Genomic DNA, 23,614 nt, shown 5'->3' with positions numbered 1-23,614 from the left:
GACGGTAGGAGTGGCCTGATTCACATACAATGGAGATTACCCCTACGTTCGGAGCCACTTCATGTATGAATCCCTATCCCTCGACGTCGCCGACGGTCTGGCGACGGTCACCCTGGATCGCCCTCCGGTCAACGCCCTGTCCCGCGGAATGCAGGAGGAACTGCGGGCCGTGGCGAAGGAGGTGTCGGGGCGCGGCGACGTCGACGCGGTGGTCTTCACCGGCAGCGAGCGCGTCTTCGCCGCCGGCGCGGACATCAAGGAGATGCGGCAGATGCCGTACGCGCAGATGCTCACCGAGGCCCGCGAGCTGCAGTCGGCGTTCACCGCCGTCGCGGAGATCCCCCAGCCCACCGTCGCCGCGATCACCGGCGCCGCACTCGGCGGCGGCATGGAGCTGGCGCTGTGCTGCGACCGGCGGATCGCCGCCGAGAGCGCCAGGCTCGGCCAACCCGAGATCCTCCTGGGCATCATCCCCGGCGCCGGCGGCACCCAGCGGCTCGCGCGCCTGGTCGGCCCCGCGGTGGCCAAGGACCTGTGCCTGACCGGCCGCACGCTCACCGCCGCCGAGGCGCTCGAGCTGCGCGCGGTGGAAGAGGTGGTCCCGGACGGCCAGGCCACCGCCCGCGCGACCGAGTGGGCCCGGCAGTTCGTGGGCGGCCCCCGGATGGCACTGCGGGCGGTCAAGGAGGCCGTCGACCGCGGCATCGAGGTGGATCTGACCACCGGCCTGAGCATCGAGCGCGCGCTGTTCGCGGCCCTGTTCGCCACCGAGGACCGGGAGGTGGGCATGCAGTCGTTCATCGACTCCGGGCCCGGCAAGGCCGACTTCCTCGGCCGCTGAACCCCCTTCAGCCATGGCCGTCGACCTCGCCCTGGGACTTCGGGACGTCCTCGACGCGGCCGCCGAACTGGCGGCCGCGCAGGACGAGGACGCCGTCCTGCACATCGCCATCCGTCGGGCGCGCCAACTCGTGGGCACGGACCTGGCGTACGTGATGCTGCTGGACCCCGAGCGCGGCGACACCTACATGCGCATGGCCGAGGGCGCCACCAGCCCCAGGTTCGACACCATCCGGCTGGGCATGGGGCTCGGACTGGGCGGGCAGGTCGCCGAGGCCATGGCGCCCCGCTGGACCCGCAACTACCTGGCCGACGAGCAGTACACCCACGTCATCGACCCGATCATCCGCGACGAGGGCGTCAAGGCCATCCTGGGCGTGCCCGTCCGCACCCACGGCCGGCTCACCGGGACACTGTTCACCTCCGACCGCGGCGAGCGCGACTTCACCCAGGACGAGATCACGCTGGTCGCACTGCTGGCCGACCAGGTCTCGGCCGCGCTGTCCGCGGCCGAGCGCGCCTCCCGACGACGACGAGAACTCGACGAGACCCGCGACGCACTCGACGCCGAGCGCGCGCACTCCACCCGACTTGCCGCGACCGTCGACCTGCACGAGCGCCTCACCCGGCTGGTCGTGGCCGGGGCCACGGTCCCGGAGATCGTGGACCTGCTGGTCGACATCGAGGGGGGCACCGCCGCCGTCTTCGACCTGGCCCACCGGGAGATCGGCTCCGCCCGGTCCGCCGAGGGTCCGCCGGCCGAGCTGCTCCGGCGGGTTTTGGAGGAGGTCGCCGCGGACACCGAGCGGATGGTCACGCGTCAGGAAGGCGGGCACCTCGTCGTCGTCAATCCCGTCGTCACCGGTTCCGACCACCTGGGGTACGTCACCTACGCCAGCCGGGGCTCGGTCCCGGCCATCGGGCGGGTGCTGGAGCGGGTGAGCTCGGTGATCGCGCTGATCCTGCTGGGCCACCGCGCGCGGGACGAGGCCGACAACCGCGTCCGCGGCGAGCTCCTGGCCGAGCTGCTCTCCCCCGGCGAGCACGACCTCGAGGCGATCGGTCGCCGGGCCACGCTGCTGGGCGTCGACGTCCACGCCGACCTCATCGCGCTCGTGATCAACCCCGCCGAGCCGCGGATGACCCGGGCTCTACAAACCGAGTGCCGGTCGCTCGCCCGGGCCGACGGCGGGCTGGTGACCACCTACGGCGACCGCGCCGTGATGCTCCTGCCCGGGTCGGACGCCGGCGCGATCGCCCGCGACGTGGCCACCCGGCTCGGCCCGCACTCGGCGACGGTGGGCGCCTCCGGCCCCGCCGGAGACCTGGCCGCCGTCACCGATCACGTCGAGCGGGCCCGGCGCGCGGCGCACCTGCTCCTCGCCCTGGGTCGCGCGGGCGAAGGGGCCGCGACCGAGGAGCTGGGCCTGTACGGGTTGCTGTTCAGCGAGGTCGATGCGGGCGACGTCACGCAGTTCATCGACCGCAATCTCGGCCCGATCCGCGAGTACGACCGCGACCGCGGCACCGCTCTGATGGAGACCCTGAGCGCATGGTTCGCCGCCGATGCCAGCCCCTCCGCCACCGCCGACCTGCTCTTCATCCACGTCAACACCGTGTATCAGCGACTCGACCGGCTGGACTCGGTTCTCGGCGACGGGTGGCGCCGCGGTGATCGCGCGATGGAGCTCCGCTTGGCGCTGCGGATGTGGGAGCTCCGCGGCACCTGAGCGCAGCCCGTCGCCGACGCCGGTTCGGCGAACCGAGTCCGCGGAGAAGCCCGCCGCGAAGCCCGAATCAACGGACCAGCCGGCCGCCACGGAAGCACAGCGGCGTCCTGTGACCGTGGCGCCCGGCCGGTGGTTCACGGTGGTGGGCCGCGACGGCGTCGAGCTCGGTTCGGCGAAGATCGACGACATCGTGCGGACCCCCGGCTGCGGGGTGGAGCTCACCCTGAGCATCACCACCTCGGCAGAGGCGGGCCCGGATCGCTGGTCGTCCCTCGGCCCCGGCGACTTCGCCGAACTCCGCTCCGGTGGCGCGACCCGCGACGCCCGGACCGTCGGCTCGGACTGCGAGCAGTCCGCGGTCTCCACGACCACGCGCCTGTCGCCGGACCGCGAGTACGAGATCGTCCTGACGTTCCAGCTCGACGACTCGGCGCAGCGGGCGATGCTCCGCCCGGAGGGCACCGGCGGCTGGGCCTTTGACCTGCCGCCGCTGACCACGGTCGCCGTCGTCACCACGCCGGCGGCCTGACCGGCACGCGGGACCCGCCGATCCGCTGCCGTGGCGCCGGCAGAGTCCTATGGTTCGAGTACCCCCTCGCGCACTCCCCTCCAGAGAGACTCCGCCATGACGACGCAGACCATCGACATCCCCCACCTGGGCGGATCGACAATCGGATACAGGTTCGCCCGCCAGTACGACCCCGCCCTGCCCACGCTGGTGATGATCAACTCGTTCACCACCTCGGTCGAGCTGTACCGGCCGCAGTTCGCCAACGCGGATCTCGCCTCGCGGATGAACCTGCTGGCGATCGAGCCCTACGGCCACGGGGAGACCCGCGCCCGGTACCGGCACTTCACCTACTGGGACAGTGCGATCGCCGCCCTGCAGGTGCTCGACGCCCTGAATATCTCCAAGGCGTTCGTCCTCGGCACGTCCCAGGGGGGATGGATCGCCACGCGCATGGCGCTGCTCAATCCCGGCACCGTCGAGGGCATCGTCATCTGCGGCACCTCCATGGACTACGAGAGCCCGGCCAGTATGGAACGCGGTTGCTGGAACGGCGCCGAGTTCTGCAGCCCCGCCATCGAGGCGCTCGCCGAGCCCGTCGGCGAGGACTGGGTGGTGGACGACGACTTCGTGGTGGCGGTGCTCGGTGCCGGTCTCGGCGAGAACGTCTCCGACGCGGAGCGGGACTTCTGGATCCAGACCTACCGCACCAACTATCGCGGCGACGAGGGCCGCCGGCGCCTGCGCACCAGCTCCATCAACCTCCGCGACCGCGACGGCCTGGAGGCACGGTTGAGCGATGTGCACTGCCCTGTGCTCTGGCTGCAGGGAACGGCCGACCAGGTGTACTCGGTGGCCAACGCCGAGGACGGCATCTCTAGGTTCACCGGCTCCCTGTCCGCCACGCTGCAGATCGTCGAGGGCGGCCAGCACTTCCTCACCGCCTCCGACCCCGAGGTCGCGGACGCCGCCACCCTCGCCTTTGTGGAGCAGTGGTCCTGAGGCCGGTCCGACCGGCACGACAGGGCGGGACGCTGCCCGGCCGGCGCCGCCGCCCTCTGCTCGATCCAGCCGCGCGGATAGATTCCGTCAGCGCATTCGTCGTCGTCCCTCAGGCCTGCACCCGCGGCAGCAGCACCCGGAACGTCGCGCCCTGCCCGGCGGCGGTCTCCACGCTGGCTGACCCGCCGTGCGCGTCCACCAGTGACCGCACGATCGCCAGCCCGAGCCCGCTCCCCCCGGTCGCTCTGGTGCGGGAGGTGTCGGCCCGGTAGAAGCGCTCGAAGGCGCGGGCGGCCTGCTCCGGCGTCATCCCGGGCCCGCGATCGGCCACCTCAAGCACCGCGTCGTCGCCGCGGGTGCCGACCCGCACCGTCACGTCGGCATCCAGTGGCGTGTGGGCCAGGGCGTTGTCGACCAGGTTGCCCAGCACCTGACGGAGCCTCGTGTCGTCGCCGAGCACCTCCGGCGTGCCTGGCCCCTCGATGACCTCCAGCCCGATGCGCCGGTCCGGGGCGAGGAGCCGCGCGTCGTGGACCGCATCGGCGGCCAGCCCCAGCAGGTCCACCTGCTCGCGGGCCAGCGGCCGCTGCTCGTCGAGCCGCGCCAGGGTCAGCAGATCCTCCACCATCACGCCCATGCGCCGCGCCTCGGCTTCGATGCGCCGCATCAGCCTGTCGGTGTCGCCCGAGGCGCCCTGCCGGTGGAGCTCGGCAAACCCGCGGATCGTCGTCAAGGGGGTGCGGAGGTCGTGGCCGGCGTCGGCGACGAACCGGCGCATCGCCGCCTCCGACCGCACCGCGGTGGCCTCCAACTCGCGGGCCGCCTCGGCGGAGGAGCGGGCCGCGTCCTCGGCCTCGGCGGCGTCGGCCATTGAGGTCTGGATCCGTGCGAGCATCGCGTTGACCGCCGCGGCCAGTGTCCCGACCTCCGTTCTCGGGTCGCGCTCCGGCACCCGTCGGGACAGGTCCCCGCCCGCGATCGCCGCCGCCGTGCGCTCCACCTCCCGCAGTGGCCGCAGGCTGCGGTGCACTGTCGCGTAGGCGGCCAGCGCGAGCAGCGCCAGGACCACGATCCCGATGCCCACCTGCAGGTAGACCAGCCGCTGGACCACGGCCCGGTTCTCCGTCAGTGGGATCGCGACCGTCACGCTCTCCCCGCCGGGGCCGTCGAACCGCAGCGCCCGCCATGAGGTCGATCCGTCCCCCGTGGACGGGACCGTCGTGGGGGTGTCCGGGTCCAGCGAGTCGAGGTCAGGTGCGGAGTCCTCGTCGTTGATCTCCACAACCACGGCGCCGTCGGCGTCTCTGACCTGCACGAAGTACCGGCTCGGCGGGCTCTCGGGTCCGGGCGCGCGCGGCGGCGGGGGCGGCGCATCGGCGGGCAGGTCGCCCATCGGACGGGCCCATCCGCGTTCGGCCTGGTGCAGCGCGACATCGGTCCGCTCGAGCATCGAGGCCTCCAGCGCGCGGGTCACCGCGACCCCCGAGACCAGCAGCGCAAGCGCGGTCAGCACCACCGCGAGCACGACCAGACTCACCCGCAGCGGGACCGCGCGACGCCGCGGGGCGGGAGAAGCGGCCGAGGTTGATGACGACGACGAGGTCGACGACGGGGACGTCGGCGGGGGCGACGAGGAGGACGACGACGGGGACGACGACGAGGCGGGCACGCCCGGCGAACTGGGCATCAGCGCGGTTCGCGCAACACGTAGCCGACGCCGCGGATGGTGTGGATGAGTCTCGGCTCCTCGGTGTCGATCTTCTTACGCAGGTACGACACGTAGGACTCGACCACGCCGCCGTCGCCGCCGAAGTCGTAGTCCCACACGTGGTCGAGGATGCGCGCCTTGGACAGCACCGTCCCGGCGTTGACCATGAGGTAGCGCAGCAGGGTGAACTCGGTGGGCGAGAGCGCGACGGCCCGGCCCGCCTTGTGGACCTCGTGGCTGTCCTCGTCCAGCTCGAGGTCGGCGTAGGTGAGCCGCGAGCTGCGCTCGGCCCCGGACAGCGTGCCCGCGCGGCGCAGGATCGTGCGCAACCGGGCCACCACCTCCTCTAGGCTGAACGGCTTGGTCACGTAGTCGTCGGCCCCCAGGGTGAGTCCGGCGACCCGATCGGCCACGGCGTCCCGCGCGGTGAGGAACAGCACCGGCGCGTCGCAGCCGTCCGCGCGCAGTCGCGTGACCGCGTCGAAGCCGTCCATGACCGGCATCATCACATCCAGGATCACCGCGTCGGGACGGAAGCGGCGGGCCTTGTCGATCGCCTCGGCACCGGTGCGGGCGGTCTCGACCTCGAAGCCCTGGAATCGCAGGGAGACCGACAGCAGCTCGACGATGTTCTCCTCGTCGTCGACCACCAGGACCCGGGCCTCGGGCCGGGCGTCGGGGGCGTTGCTCGTTGTGGCGTTCACGTGCACAGTATGCCGAGCGATCGTGGCGGTTCCCCGGCAGTTCGCTGGCAGTTGGCTGGGAGCCGCGGTCGCTGGCACCTGCACGGTCGGATCGTCGGGCGGATGGGACCGTGTCGCGGCGGCGGGACTCGTCGTCGTCGTCGTGGTCTCGGTTCTGGTCGAGGTCTCGGTTCTGGTCGAGGTCTCGGTTCTGGTCGTGGTCTCCGCTCTGGTCGTGGCCTCACCTCGCGCTCGGGAACCCCGCGTGACCTGGGCTGCCCTGCGGAGGGGGTGCAGGGCACCGGAGGGAAGCTCACTTTTCGGAGCGGCTGCGGGAGGAACCGACGACCGCACGCGCCCCGCTGGGGCAGCATGAGGGTATGACGAAGCCCTCCAACACCTCTGCAATCGCCTCCGCCACCGGCCGGTCGTGGGACGAGTGGGTCGAGATGCTCGAGCAGGCCGGCGCGCGCGAGATGGCGCATTCGGCGATCGCGAAGGCGGCCCTGGGGATGATGCCGGAGTCGGTCGAGCGCGCCGAGTGGTGGGCCCAGGGCACGGCCATCGCCTATGAGCAGCACGCCGGCCTACGGGTTCCGGGCCAGTCCTGCACCGGCGACTTCCAGTTGTCGACCTCGCGGACCGTGACCGGCGACATGGACGCGGCGCTGCAGGCGTGGGTGGACCTCGCCGGGGACCGCGAGGAGTTCGGCGGCGTCGAGGTCGAGGCCCCCGCGGCCACGTCGAGCAGCGAGAAGTGGCGCTACTGGCGGGTCCCGCTGACCGACGGCACGCGCGTCGCGCTGAACTTCAGCGACAAGAAGAACGGCAAGTCCTCGGTGGGGCTGACACACACCAAGCTCGACTCGGCCGAGGCGATCGACTACTGGAAGCCCGTCTGGAAGGACCTGCTCGCGCAGCTCTGAATAGCCACCACCTCCGTGCCCTGCAACCGGGTTGCAGGGCACCCCAGGTCATGCGTGCTACCGGTCCGACACGGACGACTTCCACGGATCGACACACTCGACGCCGAGCGGCTCGAAGTGGCGGATGTTCCGGGTGGCGACCGTCATGTCTGCAGCCTGTGCGACGGCACCGATGAGGGCGTCGTCCAGAGGAGCGCGATCCGGGACCCGGTACGTCGCCACGATGCGGGCCGCGGTCAGGTCGAACGGCAGTACCCGGCCGGCAAAGGCCGGCAGCACCCGAGTGTCGAACCATCGGCGCAGAACATCGCCCTGCCGTGGATCCGACCGTTCCTTAGCGATGACTCCGCGCTCGATCTCGCTGATGGTCATCGCGGTCACGAACAGGTCGGTCACAGGCACAGCGGAAGCCCACTCCTCCACCGCCGGATGTCGTCCGCGAACCCGAAGAGCGGATACGACGTTGGTGTCGAGGACGAACCTGGCCCGTCGCCCGGCCCCTGTCACAGGTCCGAGTCTCGGACCGTGAGACCGAGCCGCCCGGGCTCGAACTCGATGTCGGCGCCGTCGTCGCCGGCCAACAGGTCCGGGAGCGTGCTGGGGTCCTCCGCCAGCGCCTCGGCGAGAATCTCACGCGTCTCCGCCTCAACCGACCGTCGATGCCGCTCGGCGCGAGCCCTGAGGGCTGCTTTGGTGCCCTCAGGGAGATTGCGGATCAGAATCTGCTCTGCCATGACGACCTCCGATATCGTGACCATGATATCGCTACAGGAGGACGCGTGCACGAGACAGCTGGCCCGGGTGGTCGACGACATGCCCACGCGTCCGCGTGGGCGGGTGCCGCGGCGACTGAGCGCTGAGCGACTAGTTCAGGCCGGCGTAGGAGTGCAGGCCCGAGACCACGATGTTGATGAAGAAGAGGTTGAACGCCAACACCACGAAACCCGCGATGTTGATCCACGCCGCCTTCTTGGGGCCCCAGCCGCTGGTCGCGCGTGCGTGGAGGTACCCGGCGTAGAGGACCCAGGAGATGAACGACGCGGTCTCCTTGGGATCCCAGCCCCAGAAGCGGCCCCACGCGCTCTCGGCCCAGACCGCCCCGAGCAGGATGCCCACGCTGAAGATCGGGAAGCCGATCACCGTGGTGCGGTACGCCAACCGGTCCAGGGTTTCGGCGGCGGGCAGCGGCCGGGTCAGTCGCGTGGCCCACCCCTTCTCCTGCCCCTGCGGCTGCCACACGCGCAGCAGGTACATGATCGACACGACGCCCGGGATGAGCAGGATGCCCGAGCCCAACGAGATGATCGTCACGTGGATCGGCAGCCAGTACGAACGCAGTGCGGGCACCACCGGAGCAGCCTCGGAGTACAGGTGCGTCCCACCGAAGAACAGCAGCAGCAACACCGGGACCAGGACGAACGGCCACGCCACCTGCAACGCGGGCTTGCGCAGGAACACCAGTCCCGTGCCCACCGCCAGCACGGTGGTGGCCAGGATGAACTCGTACATGTTGCCCAAGGGGAAGCGGTCGGTCGCCAGCCCGCGGAGCACCAGCGAGGACGCACTGAACACGAAGGCGATCGTGACGAACAGCTGCGCGATCCGCGCCCAGCGCATGCTCCCCGCTGAGGCGCGGTTCTCGTCACCGGTGTCGGTCAGCGAGGTGGACTCGGTGAGTCCCGGCCCGCCGGCCCCGGCGAGCTGCCTCGGAGAGACCTTCTCCACGCGGAACCCCGCGTAGTAGATCAGGGAGGCGATCAGGGCCAGGACGTAGATGCCGAACGCGGTGCGGAACGCCAGGTCGCTGTACGTCGAGAGCGTCTCGTCGATGGGCAGGCCCTGGGCGAGTATCAGAGTGTTCACCGGGTGTCGTCCTTCCGCGGAGCGTCGCCGGCGGTGCCGCGACTGGTTGCAGTGTGTCCCGAGTCGGCCTCCTCGGGCAACACGGGTGTGACCGCCGCCGCTGCGACCAGCCTGTCCCGGAGGTCGTCGAACTCCGAGCCCCAGCCCATCCGGTCCGTCCGGGCGAGGCCACCCAGGTCGACACGGGTCACCTCGTCGTCGTCGACGGTCACGCGCGCCCAGATGCGGCGGCGCCGCACCATCAGGCTGAGGATCAACCCGCCCATCATGACGACGGCGGCCACGCCGACCCAGATCTGCGTGGGGTCCTCGGAGACCTGGATGTTGATGAACTCCTCGGCGCCGTCGAACCGCACCTCGGTGCCGTCGGGGAGGGTGGTGGACTCGCCGGGGAACAGGTTGACGCGCGCCTGCCGCTCGAGCGCCCCCGACTCGATGAGGTCGGAGTCCAGCGAGAAGATCGACTGCGGTCGCCCGGTGTCGAGCCCGGCGTCGCCCTGGTAGACGTCGATCGCCACCGCCGGGTCGTCCATGTTCGGGAAGCGCGAACTCAGCAGGGTGCCGTCGAACGACGCGGTGGGCGCGAACAGGCCCTGCACGGCGATCTGCTGGGTGCGTCGCTCGCGCAGGTCGGGGTACATGCCGGCCGGTGGGTCGAAGCGCATGATGCCCGACGACAGGAAGGTCTGCAGTTCGGTCGGCTGCCAGTGCTGGGTGTCGGTGCGGGTCTCACCGTTCGGGAACGTCACGGTGAACGTGGGCGCGAAGCCGTGTCCCTGCAGGTAGACGCGGACCGAGCCGATGCGCAGCGGGTGGTTGACCCGCATCTCGTACGGCTCCCACGTGTCGGGATCGGTGGTGGTGACCTCCTCGGTGTAGCGCACGTTGGAGGTGAACATCTCGGCCTGTCCGTTGGGCAGGTAGTCGGCGCGGAAGTCCTCGATCTTCACACAGAACTGCTCGAGATCGGTGCCGTCGACCAGCAGGCCCGCCCGGAACGTGTCGTACGCGCTGGGAGTGGTGTTGCAGAAGGCCGGCGACTCGGCGTTGGCGATGATCACCCGCATCCCCTCGGCGTATACGAACTTGCCCGCCGCGAACATGATGAGCAGTGCGAGCAGACCGAAGTGGAACACGATGTTGCCCACCTCGCGCGTGTAGCCGCGCTCGGAGGAGAGCTCGATGGTGCCGGGGACGCGGCCGTCGCCGTTGCTGCGCCGCACCCGCCACCCCTTGAGCTGGGCCTGCACCTGATCGGCGGCCTGCTCGGGCGTGGCGGTGGTGCGGTACGCGGCGTGGTGGGGCAGGCGCGACAGGTTCCGGGGCGTGAGCGGTGGGGGCGTGCGCAGTTGCCTGACCAGCTCGAAGCAGCGAGGGGTGAGGCAGCCGATGAGCGAGATGAACAGCAGGACGTAGATGGCGGTGAACCACCAGCTGGAGAACACGTCGAACAACTGCAGGCGGTCGTAGAACTCGCCCAGCCACCCGGACTCGGCGATGTAGTCGTTGACGTTGCCCGCGTTGAGACTGCGCTGGGGAAGGAGCGCGCCCGGGATCGCGGCCACGGCCAGGAGGAACAGCAGGATCAGCGCTGTGCGCATGGCGGTGAGGGTGCGCCACGAGTTGCGCAGGAAAGCGGTCACGCCTGCCAGCGGGGAGCGGGCGGCGGCGGTTCTGGGCTCTGACATGGGGTCCATCTGCGGTTCGCGGCGCGCCGACCTGTCGCGGCGCCGATTTCCACCCAGGCTAGTCGGGGGCTCCTGAGCGGTTTCTGTGAGGGCTCGGCCTGCGAGAAGCCGGCCACCACAGCGAGAACGTGTTCTAGTCTCGGGGTCATGGACCTCCAGGGCAGATCAGTCCTCGTCACCGGCGGCGGCAGCGGAATCGGTGCGGGGGTGACCGACGAACTCGCGCGTCGCGGCGCACTCGTCACCATCATCGGCCGCGACAGCGGGCGACTGGCCGAGACGACGCGGCGCATCGGCGAGGCCACCGGGCGCCCGGACGCGGTGCACGCGCACCCCGCAGACGTGACCGCCGAAGATCAGGTCAGCGCCGCGGTCGCGGCGGCCGCCGAGCACGGGGGCGGGCTCGACGGCGTGGTGGCGTGCGCCGGGGGCAGCGAGACCATCGGGCCCCTCACCCAGACCGACACCGAGGCCTGGAAGCGGACCGTCGACCTCAACATCAACGGCATGATGTACACGCTCAAGCACTCCGCGCGCGCCCTGGTCGCGAGAGGGGGCGGCTCGTTCGTCGCCATCTCGTCGATCGCCGCGAGCAACACCCACCGCTGGTTCGGCGCCTATGGCGTGACCAAGTCCGCGGTGGACCACCTCGTCCGACTGGGCGCGGACGAGCTCGGCGCGAGCCGGGTGCGGGTCAACGCCATCCGGCCGGGGCTCATCGAGACCGATCTGGTGGCACCGGTCCTCGGCGACCCGGCACTCTCGGAGGACTACCGCGTGAGCACGCCGCTGCCCCGCGTCGGCAGGGTGGGCGACGTCGCCAACCTGGCGGCCTTCCTCCTCGCCGACGAGTCGGAGTGGATCACCGGGCAGGTGATCAACGTCGACGGCGGGCAGATGCTGCGCCGCGGCCCGGACTTCTCGCCGATGCTGGAGCCACTCTTCGGCGCCGACGGACTGCGCGGGGTCGTGACCGGGGAGTAGCCGTGCATACGGTTCTGATGCCAGACGAGAGGAGCGACGATGCCGACCATGCACCCCTGTGAACCGGTGGACGTCACCTACACGGACACCGCCCGGTTCCGCTTTGCCAACAGCGTGGAGATCCCCGCCTCGCCGCGGCAGCTGTTCGAGATCTTCGTCGACGCCGACGCCTGGCCCCGCTGGGCGGGCGTGATCACCAAGGTGGTCTGGACCAGCGAACCCCCGTACGGCGTGGGCACCACCCGCACCGTCCACATGCTGGGCGGACTGGTCGGCGACGAGGAGTTCCTGGCGTGGGAGCCCGGGCGCAGGATGGCCTTCCGCTTCAACTCCAGCTCGACCAAGGGGATCCACGCCTTCGCGGAGGCCTACGACATCGTGCCCACCGAGGGCGGGTGCCGACTGACCTGGACGCTCGCGATGCACGGCAACGCCGCCACCAACCTCTCGATCTCTGTGGTCCGGCCGGTGATGAACCTGGCCTTCCGGCGTTTCCTGCGAAAGCTCAGCGCCCTGGCGGCCGAGCGGTACCCGAGCACGGGCGGGTAGGCGCGGGAGAGTAGTCGCGGCCGGTCAGGCGCGGGCGGTCAGGCGCGGCCGATCAGGCTCGGGCGGTCAACATCAGCCGCAGCCGCCGCGTCATGTCGTCGGCGAGCGCCTCCGGATCGCCCGAGCGGCCCGCCGCCACCCACTCGGACAACCAGACCTGGAGCGCGGAGATCGCCATCCCCGCGGCGATGCGCGGATCCAGGCCCGCGAGCTCCCCACGGTCCGCGGCGGACCGCATCCCGGCCGCGATCACCTCGAGCCCCGAACTCCACACCGTGCGCTGGGCCCCGTGCGCCCCCTCGACACTGCTCGCCCACCCCCCGCCGGCCCGGAGGTTCATGTCGAGGTAGGCGGGGTGCGCCGCCAGGAAGCCGAAGACCCGGCGCAGTCCGGTGAGCAGCCGTTCGAGGCCCGGCTCCCCCGTGTCGGCCTCACGAACCTCCGCCAGCAGCGCGTCCATCCGTTCGCGGTGCAGAGCGTCCCAGATCTCCGCCTTCCCGGCGAACGACTTGTACACGGTGGCCAGGGACAACCCGGCGGTGGCCGCGATCGCGTTCATCGGGGTGGCGGTGAACCCGGCCTTCCCGAACTCCCGCTCCGCGGCGTGGATGATCTGCCGCCGGTAGCCGTGGAGCCGCTCCTCGCGGGCCGCGCTCGCAGCCGCCGGTGTCGCCGGTGGTGTCGCCGTCGTCGCCGTCGTCGTCGTCGCTTTTCCTGTGGCCTCCACACCCCGATGCTACCGTCGCAGAATCGCCATTCTGCGATCGCGGAGACTGGCGCACCGCCCCTTGCGGAGTCGGTCCGGCCGGGTCACGGTCATGGACGCGTACTGCAAGCACCTCGGTGCCCACCTCGGCCACGGCGGCACGGTCGTCGACGAGACCATCCAGTGCCCCTTCCACGGCTGGCAGTGGAACTCGGCCGGGCGCAACACCGCCATCCCGTACGCGGATCACCCCAATCGCGGCCGCAAGATCAGGACCTACCCTGTGGTCGAGCGCAACGAGTCGATCTACATCTGGCACGACCTCGAGGGCCGCGATCCGTACTTCGACGTCCCCGACGTCTTCACCAGCTGGGACGACGGCGCGCGGGCCGAGGACTACCACCCGTGCCATCCCCGGAGCACGCTCTTCGAACAGCGGCTGGAGCTGCACCCGCAGTACGTGCTGGAGAACGGGGTCGACTTCGCGCACTTCACCTTTGTCCACAAGGTGCCGATCATCCCGCTGTTCACCCGCCAGGACTTCGACGGACCGGTCTCGTACGTCGACTTCACCATCGCGTTCGAGGGCGAGCCGGGATCGATCGAGGAGGTCGACAGCGGCGTCGAGGCCATCAACGGCGGACTGGGCGTGGCCGTCACCCGCAGCCACGGGATGGTCGACAACCGCACAGCGACCTGCGTGACCCCCGTCGACGACGAGACCTGCGACGTCCGGTTCTCCGTCTGGATCCGCCGACGGTCGGACCTGGAGGACGACGAATCCGCCGACCGCGCCGCCGCGCACGGCCGCGGGGTGATCGAGCAGTTCGAGGCCGACCTCGCCATCTGGAAGTACCAGAAGTACTCCGACCCCGCCGCGCTCGCACCCGGCGAGTACGAGGGATTCACCGCGCTGAGGAGCTGGGCCACCCAGTTCTATCCCGACCACGCACGTCTCGAAAGGTGACACCACAGATGACCATCGGAAACACGACGCCCGCCCGGGTGTTCCAGGTCGCCACCGGCAACGTCGGCAGCGAGACGATCAGGCGCATCGGCGCCCACCCGGACCTCGAACTGGTGGGCGTCCACTGCTACACGCCCGAAAAGGTCGGCCGCGACGTGGGCGAGCTCGCCGGCATCGCGCCCGTCGGGGTCCTGGCGACCGGCACCGTCGAGGAGATCGTCGCCGCGTGCCCCGACGTGGTGACGTTCCACGGGGTCTTCCCGGACGAGCAGCTCTACCTCAAGGTCCTCGAGGCCGGCATCAACATCGTCACCACCGCCGACTGGATCACCGGCCACCACCGGGACCTCAACCATCCGCACCCGTCCGGCCGGTCGTGGCGGGAGATCCTGGACGAGGCCGCCAAGGCTGGCGGGGCGACGTTCTACGGCACCGGCATGAACCCGGGCCTCAACCAGATCCTCGGCATCGTCGCCTCGGCCGACGTGGCCCAGATCGAGAACGTGACCACCATCGAGTCCGTCGACGTCTCGTGCCACCACTCCGCCGAGACCTGGAAGGAGGTCGGCTACGGCAGGCCCGTCGACGATCCCGCGCTGCCGGGGATGCTGCGCAAGTACACCGAGGTGTTCGCCGACTCGGTGTACATGATGGCCGACGCGTTCGACCTCGAGCTGGACGAGGTGATGTTCGACTGCGAGCTGGGCGCCTGCACCGAGGACGTCGACCTGGGCTGGTACCAGCTACCCAAGGGGTCCCTCGGCGGGAGCTACATCAAGTACCTGGGGATGGTCGACGGCGTCTCGCGGATCGAGACCCACCTCGAGTGGCAGATGACCCCGCGCACCGAGCCGAAGTGGGACATCAGGGGCTGCTACATCACGATGATCAAGGGCGATCCGCAGATCTATACCAAGCACATGATCTTCCCCGCCCCCGGTGTGGACCTCTCCGATCCCGAGGACTTCGCCTCCATCGGCATGACCGTGACCGGCCTGCCCGCCCTCAACTCCGTCAGGTCGGTGATCGCCGCCCCGCCCGGGATCGTCACCAGCGCGGACCTGCCGCTGCGGACGTTCGCCGGCAGGTTCACGAGGTAGGGAACTCCGCGGTCGGGCGGCTGGTGGAACCGTGCGGGCCTACGGGCCGTCAGACACTGTGACGGCGCGCGAGGGGGACCGGAGTGGTGTACACGATCGGACGGGTCAGGCGGTGGGACGCCGAGGGGGTGACGACGGCGAGGTCTGCCGTCGCAGAGCGGGAGGCGATCGCCGCCGAGGCTCGAACGACCATCGCCGACGGACGCGCGGCGCTCGATGAGGGCTGGGACGGGGTCGCAGCGGAGGCGGTCCTGGACGCCGCTGAGGGCGAGAGGATGCACGTCGGCAAGCTCGCGGATGGGCTCGGGGATCTGGCGGACGCCCTCACTCGCGCCGCCGCTGCGGTGGGGCCGGCGGTTCAGGCGGTCCGTGACCGCATCGCCGAGGCCGAGGCCGCCGGGCTCGTGGTGGGCGAGGATTCGGTGGGACCGGCGCCCGGCCGGGATGAGATCACCCAGGATGTCGTCGACGCGCATCTCGAGGCCCTCGGCCACGCGGTGGCCACCGTCAGGTCGTTGGACGAGCACTACGGACGGGAGATCGACGCGGTCGCCGGGATGATGTACCGGGCCATCCCACCGGAGGTCGACCGGGAGACCATCCCGGGGCCTGATGCGGATGTTCTGGGAATCGCCTTCACCGCGGGCACCGGGGCCGTCGAGAGTTGGGCCCCGGCTCTCGCGGACGAGTACGACCCTGAGACCAGGGGCAGACACACGCTGAACCCGAAGCCCGACGACGTCGGGCGCCAGGCCGCCCGAGTGCTACGTGGAGCCGGCCGGCTCGCCGGGCCCGTGGGCGGAGGGGTCACGGCGTATGAGGGCGTCATGGGGTATGCCAGCGGGGAGACCACTGCATTCGAAGCGAGTCTCGAGACGGGCGGGGCTCTCGGCGGCGGAATGGCCGGAGGGGCGCTGGCCGGCGCGGCCGCGGGATCATTCTTCGGACCCGCAGGCACGTTTATCGGGGCGGGAATCGGTGCCGGGGTCGGCGCGTGGGCGGGACAGGAAGCCGGCGGCGCGGTGCACGACGCCATATTCGACAACGCTGACACAGATGCGGAAGGACACGAGGGTGGCAACTGAGCCTGACGGATACCCGGTCGAGGAAGGCGATCCGCCGTTCTCACGATGGGCCGACATCAAGCAGCGTTTCGTGGCGATTCTGTGGCATGACATCCAGAATCGGACGAAGTTCCTCCTGGGGGTCGCACTGTTCATCATCGGTCTGGTGGGGGCAGCGTTCTTCGAATAGAGCGCGCGCGGTTCTTCCTGCCGCGGCCATTTCGGCCGCGGGAGCGTCGCGATCGTTGAGCTCATCGTGAACCCCCAGACGTGGGCTGCACCGACGCACTTCCACAGCCGGGATGACGGCAACCGTGCTGGCGGGCCACCGGCGTGGCACCGAGATCGACGTCGAGCCGACGGCATCGCTGGTGGACGCCGGTCGACATGCGCCCACCGTCAGGATCCAGCGGATGGCTTTCCGACAACCCTGCCGACATAAGCGGTCTCCTGCCGCTGCTTCTGCTGCTGCTCCTGCTCGGCGGCGTCATCGGGCGGCGGGGTCCTCCCCAGGACCGCGGGGGCGACCTTGACCGGTTCCCCGATGATCTCCGAGGTGTTGGTGGCGTTGGTCAAATACCCGGCCGGGGTGTGACCGCGACGCCCCTCGTTCTGTCCGGCCCCTGCCGCGCCCATCATGCCCATCGGCATCATTCCTGCGCGGCTTGCCTGGGCCCCACCATTCGACGACGACGAGAACGCCCCCGCCGGTGCGCCCGCAGATCCCGAACCCGCCGCCATGCCGCCGGCCCCCGGCACACCTGCCGCCGGACCGCCCACGCCGGGCCCGCCGGCTCCGGGGCCACCCGGGGTTCCGAAGCCCGCCAAGGTTCCCGCGCCACCCATCCTCGCCGCCCCGGCACCCGCGCCCGCGGCTCCGGCGCTTCCGCCGAGCACCCCGGCGGCCGAGCCGTAACCGCGCTCCCGCCGGGTGGTGCCGTTACGGATACCGCGCGCCCCTGCTGCGCCGCCTCCGGCTCCTATGGGTTGGCCGTTGGCTCCGATGACCGGCGCGAACGGGGCGGCAGCAGCATGAGTCGAGGCGTTCACCCCGCCAGCGTGTGTTCCGATCGAGGTGGCACCGGTCGCGCTTGCCTGTCCGGCGGCGCCCACGAGTGGGCCCCCGCTATCGACCGAACTGGCCCGGGAGGCCAGAAACGCCTGCTCAGTTGTGGCGTCGGTCGCGGCGAAGGGGTTCGCTCCAGAACCGGCGGCCCCGCCACCCGCACCGACCCCAGCCGAGGCGCCGACTCCCCCGGCGGCGGCGAGGGCGGCTTGGCTGGGCACGGCAGGACTGGCGGGGCGCACCACTGCGTCCACGTTCCAAGCCGAGAGCAGATCGACACCGTTCGCGCCACCCAGCGCCGACGTCGAGACCACACGGTACGGGCTGGGGATGTCCAGGTCGGCAAGGTTGGCGTCCATCACGGCGGGACTGTAGACGGTGTTGACGATCGCTCGAGCCTGCTCTTCTGCAGCCTCCTGCGCCGCGGCCATCGCGGCGGCAGCGTCGAGCGTCGGCGGGCCGTGGACTGCGCCGTACCCCGGAGTGTTGACCTGGGCGGCCTGCAGCGTTGCGGACTCCTCCCCGATCTTCGTCTTGGTGGTGCTGAAACCGTCCTCGGCGGTGCTCGCCTTGGAGGCCACAACTTCGAGGACGGTGGCCAGTCTGTCCACCGATTCGGTGAACGATCCCACCGAGGTGCTGGCCTGGGTGGCGAACTCACCCTGCCACTGACTCCCCAGTGCGTTGCCCAAACCGCTACGCAGGTTGTCCGCAGCTGTGTGGAGGCTTGTCGCGACGGTGCTGACCCGATCCCGGACGCCGTGGAACTGCGCCGGGTCCAAAGCCTGGGCCCCGGACACCAACCGCGCCAGTGGGGCGCCCGACACTTCCTCAGGACCCACGCGGTCATACCCCCGCGGCGCGCTGAGCCCATCGGCAGCATCCACCATCGCGAGGGTCGACCCCAGAGAACCCATCAACCCCAGACTCTGCAACCCAGCCGGCTCCTGCGCCGCCTTACCCAACGCCGCCGCCACCGCCTCATCCTGCGCCTCAATCAATCCGCCGGCGGCAGCGAAAAGCATGGACATCGCCTTGGCCTGGTCGACGAAGCCATTGAGCAGCGTCCGCAGATCCTCCCCCACGAACAGGGAATACACGGTCCCGATCTGGCGAGCGGTGTCGAAGGCTCCTTCCGTAGACGAGAACTCACCGTAGCGGCCAACTGAAGCTAGTGAACGAATCTCAGCAACAAAAACGTCACAACAGCGATTGCACGTTTCGGCAGCGACGGGATCAAGATTTAAGGACATCAGAGTTCTCCCCCAGGAAGGTATTCAAGGACTGAACTGCTCACATGCTCTGAGACTTCGCACGCATCTTCCAACACTGCCCCTCTGAAAGAACTAAGTGAGCCAACGAGGTTAACGTTCAGAATTACCGCGCCCCGATCTGTGAAGAGCACGTGATAGCAGGTGGTACTGCTTTCGTCTCCCCTATCTCTAGCCCTGAGCCCAACCCTGTTTTCAATTCTCGCTGTGGGATTTATTTCCACGAGCCCCGTGTCGTCGAGAAATTCCTGCTTTGACCTCCAGGTTCCGACCACGCCGAACAAAACCTCATCGTTCTTCCAGGCACAGGAGAACAACTCACCCGGCCGGTGATTACGCAACTGTTCGGACGGTTCGACCGGCCCGCCAACCCCTTCCTCCACCGCCTCGATGGGGATCTCGGCGCACGGATCGAAGAGGGGTGGCCGCTGCTCGATCGGCAGGTCCCAGGGGTTGCCCGATTCCTCTATGGCTGCTGGGCTCGTCGTCGTCACCTGGTCGTCGTTCTGACCCACACCGCACGCGGAGACCACCGCGCACACAGCGAGCGCGGCGGCTGCACCTCTTATCGTCCTCACGATCTATTTGACGCCCCGTCCAGCCAGACGGTTCCACTCAATCCGTCGCGTCCACTCCGACAGATCTGCTCGGCGACGGAACCGCCCGCCTGACACTCCCCGTCATAGGAGGTGAAAGCACACGAGTCGGGACAGGGGGACCCGGTGAGGTATTCGGTTGGTGCGGTGAGCCGGTGGGACACCGGTGGCGTGACGACGGCGAGCTCGGCGACCGCCGACCGCCATGCCCTTGCCGTGGACGCGCGTGAGGCACTGTCCCAAGGCCTCTCCGATCTCGCCACGGGGTGGGAGGGCGTCGCGGCAGATGCCGTGCTAGATGCCGTCGATACCGAACTGCGCCGTACTGCAGCGCTCACGGGACACCTCGATGACCTGACCCGCACCCTCGAGGAGGCGGCACGTGCGCTCGGCCCGGCGGTGCAGGTGGTCCGCGCCCGAATCGCCGATGCACAGGCCCAGGGCCTGGTCGTGCTCGCCGAGGCCATCTCACCGGCGCCCGGCCGCGGCGATATCCCCCAGGTCGAGGTGGACGCTCACGCCGCGGCGATCGAGCAGGCGCTGCGCGTAGTGGCCTCACTCGACCAGCTGTACGGCAGCAGGCTCGACGAGATCGCCTCACGACTGAGCGACACGATCCCGCCGGAGGTCGACCGAGGTCCGATCCCCGGCCCGGATGGCCCGCGGCCCGGCGCCGCATTCGACGCCCTCACCGCAGCCATGTCCGCGGGGCTCCCCTCGCTCGCCGACGAGCTCGACCCCCTGACCCGCGGTCGGCACGCCCTCAACACTCTCCCTGACGACTACGGCCGACTCGTCAGCTCCGGGCTTCGCTTCGTGGGAAAGCTCGCGGGCCCCCTGGGCAGCGGCGTGACCATGTACGACGGCCTGAACCGGTACGCACGTGGCGAAGGAAGCGCTGTCGAGATCGCTACGGAGACCAGCGGAGCCCTCGGCGGCGGAATGGTCGGTGGAGCTGCATTTGGCGCCGTCGGCGGTTCCCGCATCGGCCCGCACGGTGCGCTGATCGGCGCCGGGGCCGGTGCAGCGATCGGATCCCCCATGGGCAAGAAATTCTGCGAACTGGCCTACAAATCGGTGACCGAACACCACGACCTGCTGCTCCGGCAGTACCACTACGCGATCTAGAAAGGAATTGACGGTGAACGAGCACGGGGAGCTGATCGAACCCGGAGGCGCGAACGGGGACCGAGCGTATCGGCGCGCCAAAGACAAGACAGAGGCCGAGAGGAAGCGGGAGATCGACGAGCTGAATCGCCGGATTCTCGAGCGGCAGCGGCGGCTCGGACGAGCGGTCCGACGGTCCCAAGTCGAGACCTTGATCGTGGTGGCCGTAATGATGTACCTGGTACTGGCCTGGTTGTTCATCTCTCCTGTGATCGAGGCGTTCTGGCCCTGGTAGAAGTCGGTGCCCCGGATGTAGCCCCTGAACTGCGCTGACGCTGCGTGTCGGACCCGGATGATCTAATCGAACACATGAGCGAGACAGTGAGCGGTGGGGCGGCGGTGGCTGAGTCGACTGAGGTAGCGGAGTTGACGTCAGTACTCGCCTCGCTCGATCGGCATCTGCAGCGCGACTGGACCGATATCCCGCCGGCCCAGCTGCATGCCGAGCTCGTGGCACTCGAACAGGCTCAACGCCGCATCCGCGCGACACAGGCCCGCGTCATGGCGGCCGCCCGCGCCACCGGCACTGCCCGGGAGATGGGTTTCATCAATGATCGCCAGATGCTCACCGGCGGGCTGAGGCTGGCACCCGGGGAGGCCCGCGGACGCCTCGACGACGCCGGCATCGCCGACTCGGCGCGCATGCGCGCCAGCGCTTCCGGCGCCGTGTCCGCCGGTCAGCTCCGTGTTATCGGCAAGGCTCTGGATGCCCTGCCCGATGAGTGTGACGGCGAGGTGCGCGATCGCCTGGAGCAGCAGTTGCTCGACGCTGCCGAGAAGTCCACCACCCGGCAGCTGCAGGACCACGCGCACCGGCTGCTCGACACCCTCGACCCGGGCCGCACCGAACGCGGTGCCGCGGAGCGAGCCCGCCGCAGGACCGTGACCTGCGGAGGCCAGGGACTGGACCTCATGGCTACCGCGAGCATGACCATGGACCCGCAGCTGGCGGCTCTCATGCGCGAGGTCCACGCCCGCTGGGGCCAGCCCGGCCGGCTGTGGCCCGACCCCGATGCACCGGACACCCGCAGTGACGGCCAGCGGATGCACGACGCGATGGTTCACGCACTGCAGCTGGCCCTGTCTGCCGACGCGCGCCGGACCGGGGCGCCCGCGGCGATCGTCGTGCGCATCGACCTCGACCAGCTCACCACCCTGGCCGGCTGCGGGCAGAGCGACGGCGGCATTCGCATCCCGGTGCCGCAGGCCCTGTCCATGGCGCGCGGCAACCACTGGTTCCTGGCCCTGTGCGACCAGGAGATGGACCTCAAGCTCTACCGCAGCCGCAGGACGGCATCCCGCTATCAACGACTCGCCCTGTTCGCCGCATACGGAGGGTGCACCCACCCGGACTGCGACCAGGACGCCAGACACTGCGAAGCACACCACAGCGCAGCACCCTGGTCAGCCGGCGGACTGACGAACATCGATCAACTCGCCCTGGCCAGCGGGGACTGCCACGCCATGATCCACGCGACCGGATGGAGGACGATCCCCGACCGCACCGCGCCTCAGGGAGTCCGATGGATCCCACCCACCGGCACACCACGGGCCGCGGCGCCACCACCCGCCAAGGCAGGACAGAAGCCACTGGCACCACTCGACGCGCCGATCCTGCCGTTCGCGCTGCTCCGAGACCTCGAACACGGCATCCACGCACGGTCCGGTGCTGCCGCCGACGGGGCGGGGGCGAAGGCCGCGTGACCCCGGGGACCGTCAGGCGCCGTCTAGATGGGCAAAGTCGTATCCGAGATGGCGAAGTCGCGGAGCCAGTCGATGAACAGGGCCCACGCGCCGGTAAGCAGCAGCAAGCCCACGATGATGAGCATCACGCCACCGAACACCTGGATGGCGCGGGTGTGCCTCTGGAGCCATCCGACGGTACGCATCGCCCAGGTCGAGCCGAAGGCCACCAACACGAACGGCAGACCGAGACCCAGGCAGTAGGCCACGATCAGCACGACGCCGCGCGCTGCGTCGACACCCGTGCCCGCTGCCACGGACAACGCCGCAGCCAGGGTCGGCCCCAGACACGGCGTCCAGCCCAGCGCGAAGACGGCACCCAGCATCGGTGCGCCGACCCACGTCGAGAGGGACTTGGGCTGCATGCGCGTGTCCCGCTGCAGGGTCGGCACAAGGCCGATGAAGACCAGACCCATGAGAATCGTCACCACACCACCGAGACGCTGCAGCAGCTCCTGCTGCGGTGCCAGGTACTGCACGGTGCCCAGCACCATGGCGCTGAGCGCCACGAACACCACGGTGAACCCGCCTACGAAGAGCAGCGAGGCCACCACCACGCGCATGCGGGAGGCGCGACGGATGCGGCGTTCGTCCACGGTCATCGTCGCCGTGGCGGCCCGCTGACGCTCGGCCGCGGCCACGGTGACCGGGGGACGCTCGGCTCCCACGACACTCGCGAGGTACGCGACGTACCCGGGCACCAGTGGGATCACGCACGGCGAGGCAAAGGACACGAGCCCGGCCAGGACACACGCGCCCAGCGCCAACAGGATCGGACCACTGGCCACGGTCTGCTGAAAGGTCTCGCCCACGCTCTGCGCGAGCAGGATCGTCTCCGGGGTCACACCGGCTCGACCTCCTCGGCCAGGATCGCCGACACGGTGTCCCGCAGCTTGTCATCGGTGATCTCGGCCAGGTACACCGCCGCAACCCGGTGCTGCTTGTCCAGGATGATCGTGGCCGGCACCACGGACGTCGGGAACCCACGCAGTGCGGCCACAGCGGCGTTGCTGGGATCCCAGATCGAGGGGAACGTGATGCCGTTGTCCTCGACGAAGTCGACGGGCTTCTGGCGGTTGGGATCGCGCAGGTTGATACCGAACACGGTCGCGCCCTGGGGCTCGAACTCGTCCTGCAACCGCTGCAGGTCGTCGGACTCGGCGCGACACGGGCCACACCACTGGCCCCACAGGTTCAGGATCACGACCTGCCCCTCGAAGTCCTCCTGGACGTTGAGCGTGCGATCCGGGTCCAACAGGTCCGGGCCGGTGAGCGTGGCGACGGGTCTGCGCTCGGACGGGGGATCGTAGTGGATCTCCAACTGGCCGTCCGGGCTGACGAACTCGAAGGTCTCCGGGCCCGTCACCACCGCGTCCGTGCTGGCCGCGCAGGCACCGGTGGCGAGGGCGCCCGCCAGGAGCAGGGCGCCGAGTGCGGCCTTGGGGTGTCGCAT

Annotated in this window: 25 protein-coding genes and 1 pseudogene; 15 read left to right on the top strand and 11 right to left on the bottom strand. The window is 70.0% G+C overall.

Features of this window, described 5'->3' with window-relative positions; all coding sequences use genetic code 11:
• Positions 1–61: 61 nt before the first annotated feature.
• The 4 genes from CEY15_RS04670 (at position 62) to CEY15_RS04655 (ending at position 4,080) form a co-directional block, all read left to right on the top strand.
• Entirely contained in the window at positions 62–841 is a 780-nt protein-coding gene (locus tag CEY15_RS04670; protein ID WP_095717504.1) for an enoyl-CoA hydratase/isomerase family protein, read from the top strand.
• A gap of 13 nt (positions 842–854) precedes the next feature.
• Complete coding sequence (locus tag CEY15_RS04665) at positions 855–2,570, top strand: helix-turn-helix domain-containing protein (RefSeq protein WP_095717503.1); 1,716 nt, start codon at positions 855–857, stop codon at positions 2,568–2,570.
• 109 nt (positions 2,571–2,679) lie between these two features.
• Positions 2,680–3,099 (top strand): hypothetical protein, encoded by a 420-nt coding sequence (locus tag CEY15_RS04660; protein ID WP_095717502.1) that lies wholly within the window; start codon positions 2,680–2,682, stop codon positions 3,097–3,099.
• A gap of 96 nt (positions 3,100–3,195) precedes the next feature.
• On the top strand, positions 3,196–4,080 hold the full coding sequence (locus CEY15_RS04655; RefSeq protein WP_095717501.1) for an alpha/beta fold hydrolase: 885 nt from the start codon (positions 3,196–3,198) through the stop codon (positions 4,078–4,080).
• Between the two features lie 109 nt (positions 4,081–4,189).
• On the opposite strand, the gene CEY15_RS04650 is transcribed toward CEY15_RS04655, so the two are convergent.
• Positions 4,190–5,767, bottom strand: a complete 1,578-nt coding sequence (locus CEY15_RS04650) for a sensor histidine kinase (RefSeq protein ID WP_176475022.1) — start codon at positions 5,765–5,767, stop codon at positions 4,190–4,192.
• Positions 5,767–6,498, bottom strand: coding sequence for a response regulator transcription factor (locus tag CEY15_RS04645; RefSeq protein WP_176475021.1), 732 nt, complete (start codon positions 6,496–6,498; stop codon positions 5,767–5,769). The genes CEY15_RS04650 and CEY15_RS04645 overlap by 1 nt, the downstream gene beginning before the upstream one ends.
• 16 nt (positions 6,499–6,514) lie before the next feature.
• Here CEY15_RS04645 and CEY15_RS18415 point away from each other — a divergent pair, with 16 nt between their 5' ends.
• Both CEY15_RS18415 and CEY15_RS04635 read left to right on the top strand, forming a co-directional pair.
• Entirely contained in the window at positions 6,515–6,847 is a 333-nt protein-coding gene (locus tag CEY15_RS18415) for a hypothetical protein (RefSeq protein ID WP_176475020.1), read from the top strand.
• Between the two features lie 4 nt (positions 6,848–6,851).
• Positions 6,852–7,397 carry a hypothetical protein gene (locus CEY15_RS04635; RefSeq protein ID WP_095717499.1) on the top strand — a complete coding sequence of 182 codons (546 nt, stop codon included), beginning with the start codon at positions 6,852–6,854 and terminating at the stop codon, positions 7,395–7,397.
• 57 nt (positions 7,398–7,454) lie between these two features.
• Here the strand turns inward: CEY15_RS04635 and CEY15_RS04630 are convergent, their stop codons facing one another.
• The 4 genes from CEY15_RS04630 to resB form a co-directional block, all read right to left on the bottom strand.
• Positions 7,455–7,904, bottom strand: coding sequence for a type II toxin-antitoxin system VapC family toxin (locus tag CEY15_RS04630; protein WP_095717498.1), 450 nt, complete (start codon positions 7,902–7,904; stop codon positions 7,455–7,457).
• Positions 7,901–8,131, bottom strand: coding sequence for a FitA-like ribbon-helix-helix domain-containing protein (locus CEY15_RS04625; protein ID WP_095717541.1), 231 nt, complete (start codon positions 8,129–8,131; stop codon positions 7,901–7,903). Before CEY15_RS04625 ends, CEY15_RS04630 begins: the two co-directional genes overlap by 4 nt.
• 130 nt (positions 8,132–8,261) lie before the next feature.
• On the bottom strand, positions 8,262–9,260 hold the full coding sequence (gene ccsB / locus CEY15_RS04620) for a c-type cytochrome biogenesis protein CcsB (protein ID WP_095717497.1): 999 nt from the start codon (positions 9,258–9,260) through the stop codon (positions 8,262–8,264).
• Complete coding sequence (gene resB, locus CEY15_RS04615; RefSeq protein WP_095717540.1) at positions 9,257–10,948, bottom strand: cytochrome c biogenesis protein ResB; 1,692 nt, start codon at positions 10,946–10,948, stop codon at positions 9,257–9,259. The genes ccsB and resB overlap by 4 nt, the downstream gene beginning before the upstream one ends.
• 147 nt (positions 10,949–11,095) lie before the next feature.
• Between resB and CEY15_RS04610 the strand changes: the two genes are divergently transcribed.
• The gene (locus CEY15_RS04610) at positions 11,096–11,932 is read left to right on the top strand and encodes an SDR family oxidoreductase (RefSeq protein WP_095717496.1); all 837 of its coding nucleotides are present in this window, start codon (positions 11,096–11,098) and stop codon (positions 11,930–11,932) included.
• A 48-nt stretch (positions 11,933–11,980) separates the two neighbouring features.
• Entirely contained in the window at positions 11,981–12,481 is a 501-nt protein-coding gene (locus CEY15_RS04605) for an SRPBCC family protein (protein ID WP_217987076.1), read from the top strand.
• A gap of 52 nt (positions 12,482–12,533) precedes the next feature.
• Here the strand turns inward: CEY15_RS04605 and CEY15_RS04600 are convergent, their stop codons facing one another.
• Complete coding sequence (locus CEY15_RS04600; RefSeq protein ID WP_095717494.1) at positions 12,534–13,208, bottom strand: TetR/AcrR family transcriptional regulator; 675 nt, start codon at positions 13,206–13,208, stop codon at positions 12,534–12,536.
• Positions 13,209–13,272: 64 nt separating this feature from the next.
• Here CEY15_RS04600 and CEY15_RS04595 point away from each other — a divergent pair.
• From CEY15_RS04595 to CEY15_RS04580, 4 genes and pseudogenes are all read left to right on the top strand, one after another.
• Positions 13,273–14,154 (top strand): annotated as a pseudogene (locus tag CEY15_RS04595) (Rieske 2Fe-2S domain-containing protein); the annotation flags it as partial.
• An 8-nt stretch (positions 14,155–14,162) separates the two neighbouring features.
• Complete coding sequence (locus tag CEY15_RS04590) at positions 14,163–15,254, top strand: NAD(P)H-dependent amine dehydrogenase family protein (protein WP_095717493.1); 1,092 nt, start codon at positions 14,163–14,165, stop codon at positions 15,252–15,254.
• A gap of 83 nt (positions 15,255–15,337) precedes the next feature.
• Complete coding sequence (locus CEY15_RS04585; protein WP_095717492.1) at positions 15,338–16,339, top strand: hypothetical protein; 1,002 nt, start codon at positions 15,338–15,340, stop codon at positions 16,337–16,339.
• On the top strand, positions 16,329–16,508 hold the full coding sequence (locus CEY15_RS04580) for a hypothetical protein (protein ID WP_095717491.1): 180 nt from the start codon (positions 16,329–16,331) through the stop codon (positions 16,506–16,508). Before CEY15_RS04585 ends, CEY15_RS04580 begins: the two co-directional genes overlap by 11 nt.
• A 209-nt stretch (positions 16,509–16,717) precedes the next feature.
• On the opposite strand, the gene CEY15_RS18410 is transcribed toward CEY15_RS04580, so the two are convergent.
• Positions 16,718–18,484 carry a WXG100 family type VII secretion target gene (locus tag CEY15_RS18410; protein WP_176475019.1) on the bottom strand — a complete coding sequence of 589 codons (1,767 nt, stop codon included), beginning with the start codon at positions 18,482–18,484 and terminating at the stop codon, positions 16,718–16,720.
• A 152-nt stretch (positions 18,485–18,636) separates the two neighbouring features.
• Entirely contained in the window at positions 18,637–19,188 is a 552-nt protein-coding gene (locus CEY15_RS04560) for a DUF3558 family protein (protein ID WP_281254051.1), read from the bottom strand.
• A 234-nt stretch (positions 19,189–19,422) separates the two neighbouring features.
• On the opposite strand from CEY15_RS04560, the gene CEY15_RS04555 reads away from it, so the two are divergent.
• The 3 genes from CEY15_RS04555 (at position 19,423) to CEY15_RS04545 (ending at position 22,122) form a co-directional block, all read left to right on the top strand.
• A complete protein-coding gene (locus tag CEY15_RS04555; protein WP_245847247.1) occupies positions 19,423–20,379 on the top strand; it encodes a hypothetical protein in 957 nt (318 codons plus the stop codon).
• Between the two features lie 13 nt (positions 20,380–20,392).
• Positions 20,393–20,653, top strand: a complete 261-nt coding sequence (locus CEY15_RS04550; RefSeq protein WP_095717485.1) for a hypothetical protein — start codon at positions 20,393–20,395, stop codon at positions 20,651–20,653.
• Between the two features lie 74 nt (positions 20,654–20,727).
• Positions 20,728–22,122, top strand: a complete 1,395-nt coding sequence (locus CEY15_RS04545; RefSeq protein ID WP_095717484.1) for an HNH endonuclease signature motif containing protein — start codon at positions 20,728–20,730, stop codon at positions 22,120–22,122.
• A 23-nt stretch (positions 22,123–22,145) separates the two neighbouring features.
• Here the strand turns inward: CEY15_RS04545 and CEY15_RS04540 are convergent, their stop codons facing one another.
• Both CEY15_RS04540 and CEY15_RS04535 read right to left on the bottom strand, forming a co-directional pair.
• Entirely contained in the window at positions 22,146–23,006 is an 861-nt protein-coding gene (locus CEY15_RS04540; protein WP_095717483.1) for a cytochrome c biogenesis CcdA family protein, read from the bottom strand.
• Complete coding sequence (locus CEY15_RS04535; protein WP_095717482.1) at positions 23,003–23,614, bottom strand: TlpA disulfide reductase family protein; 612 nt, start codon at positions 23,612–23,614, stop codon at positions 23,003–23,005. Before CEY15_RS04535 ends, CEY15_RS04540 begins: the two co-directional genes overlap by 4 nt.

This window comes from Dietzia natronolimnaea (assembly GCF_002289575.1).
GTDB classification, from domain to species: Bacteria; Actinomycetota; Actinomycetes; order Mycobacteriales; family Mycobacteriaceae; genus Dietzia; species Dietzia natronolimnaea_A.
This window is presented reverse-complemented; position numbering and strand designations above follow the sequence as displayed.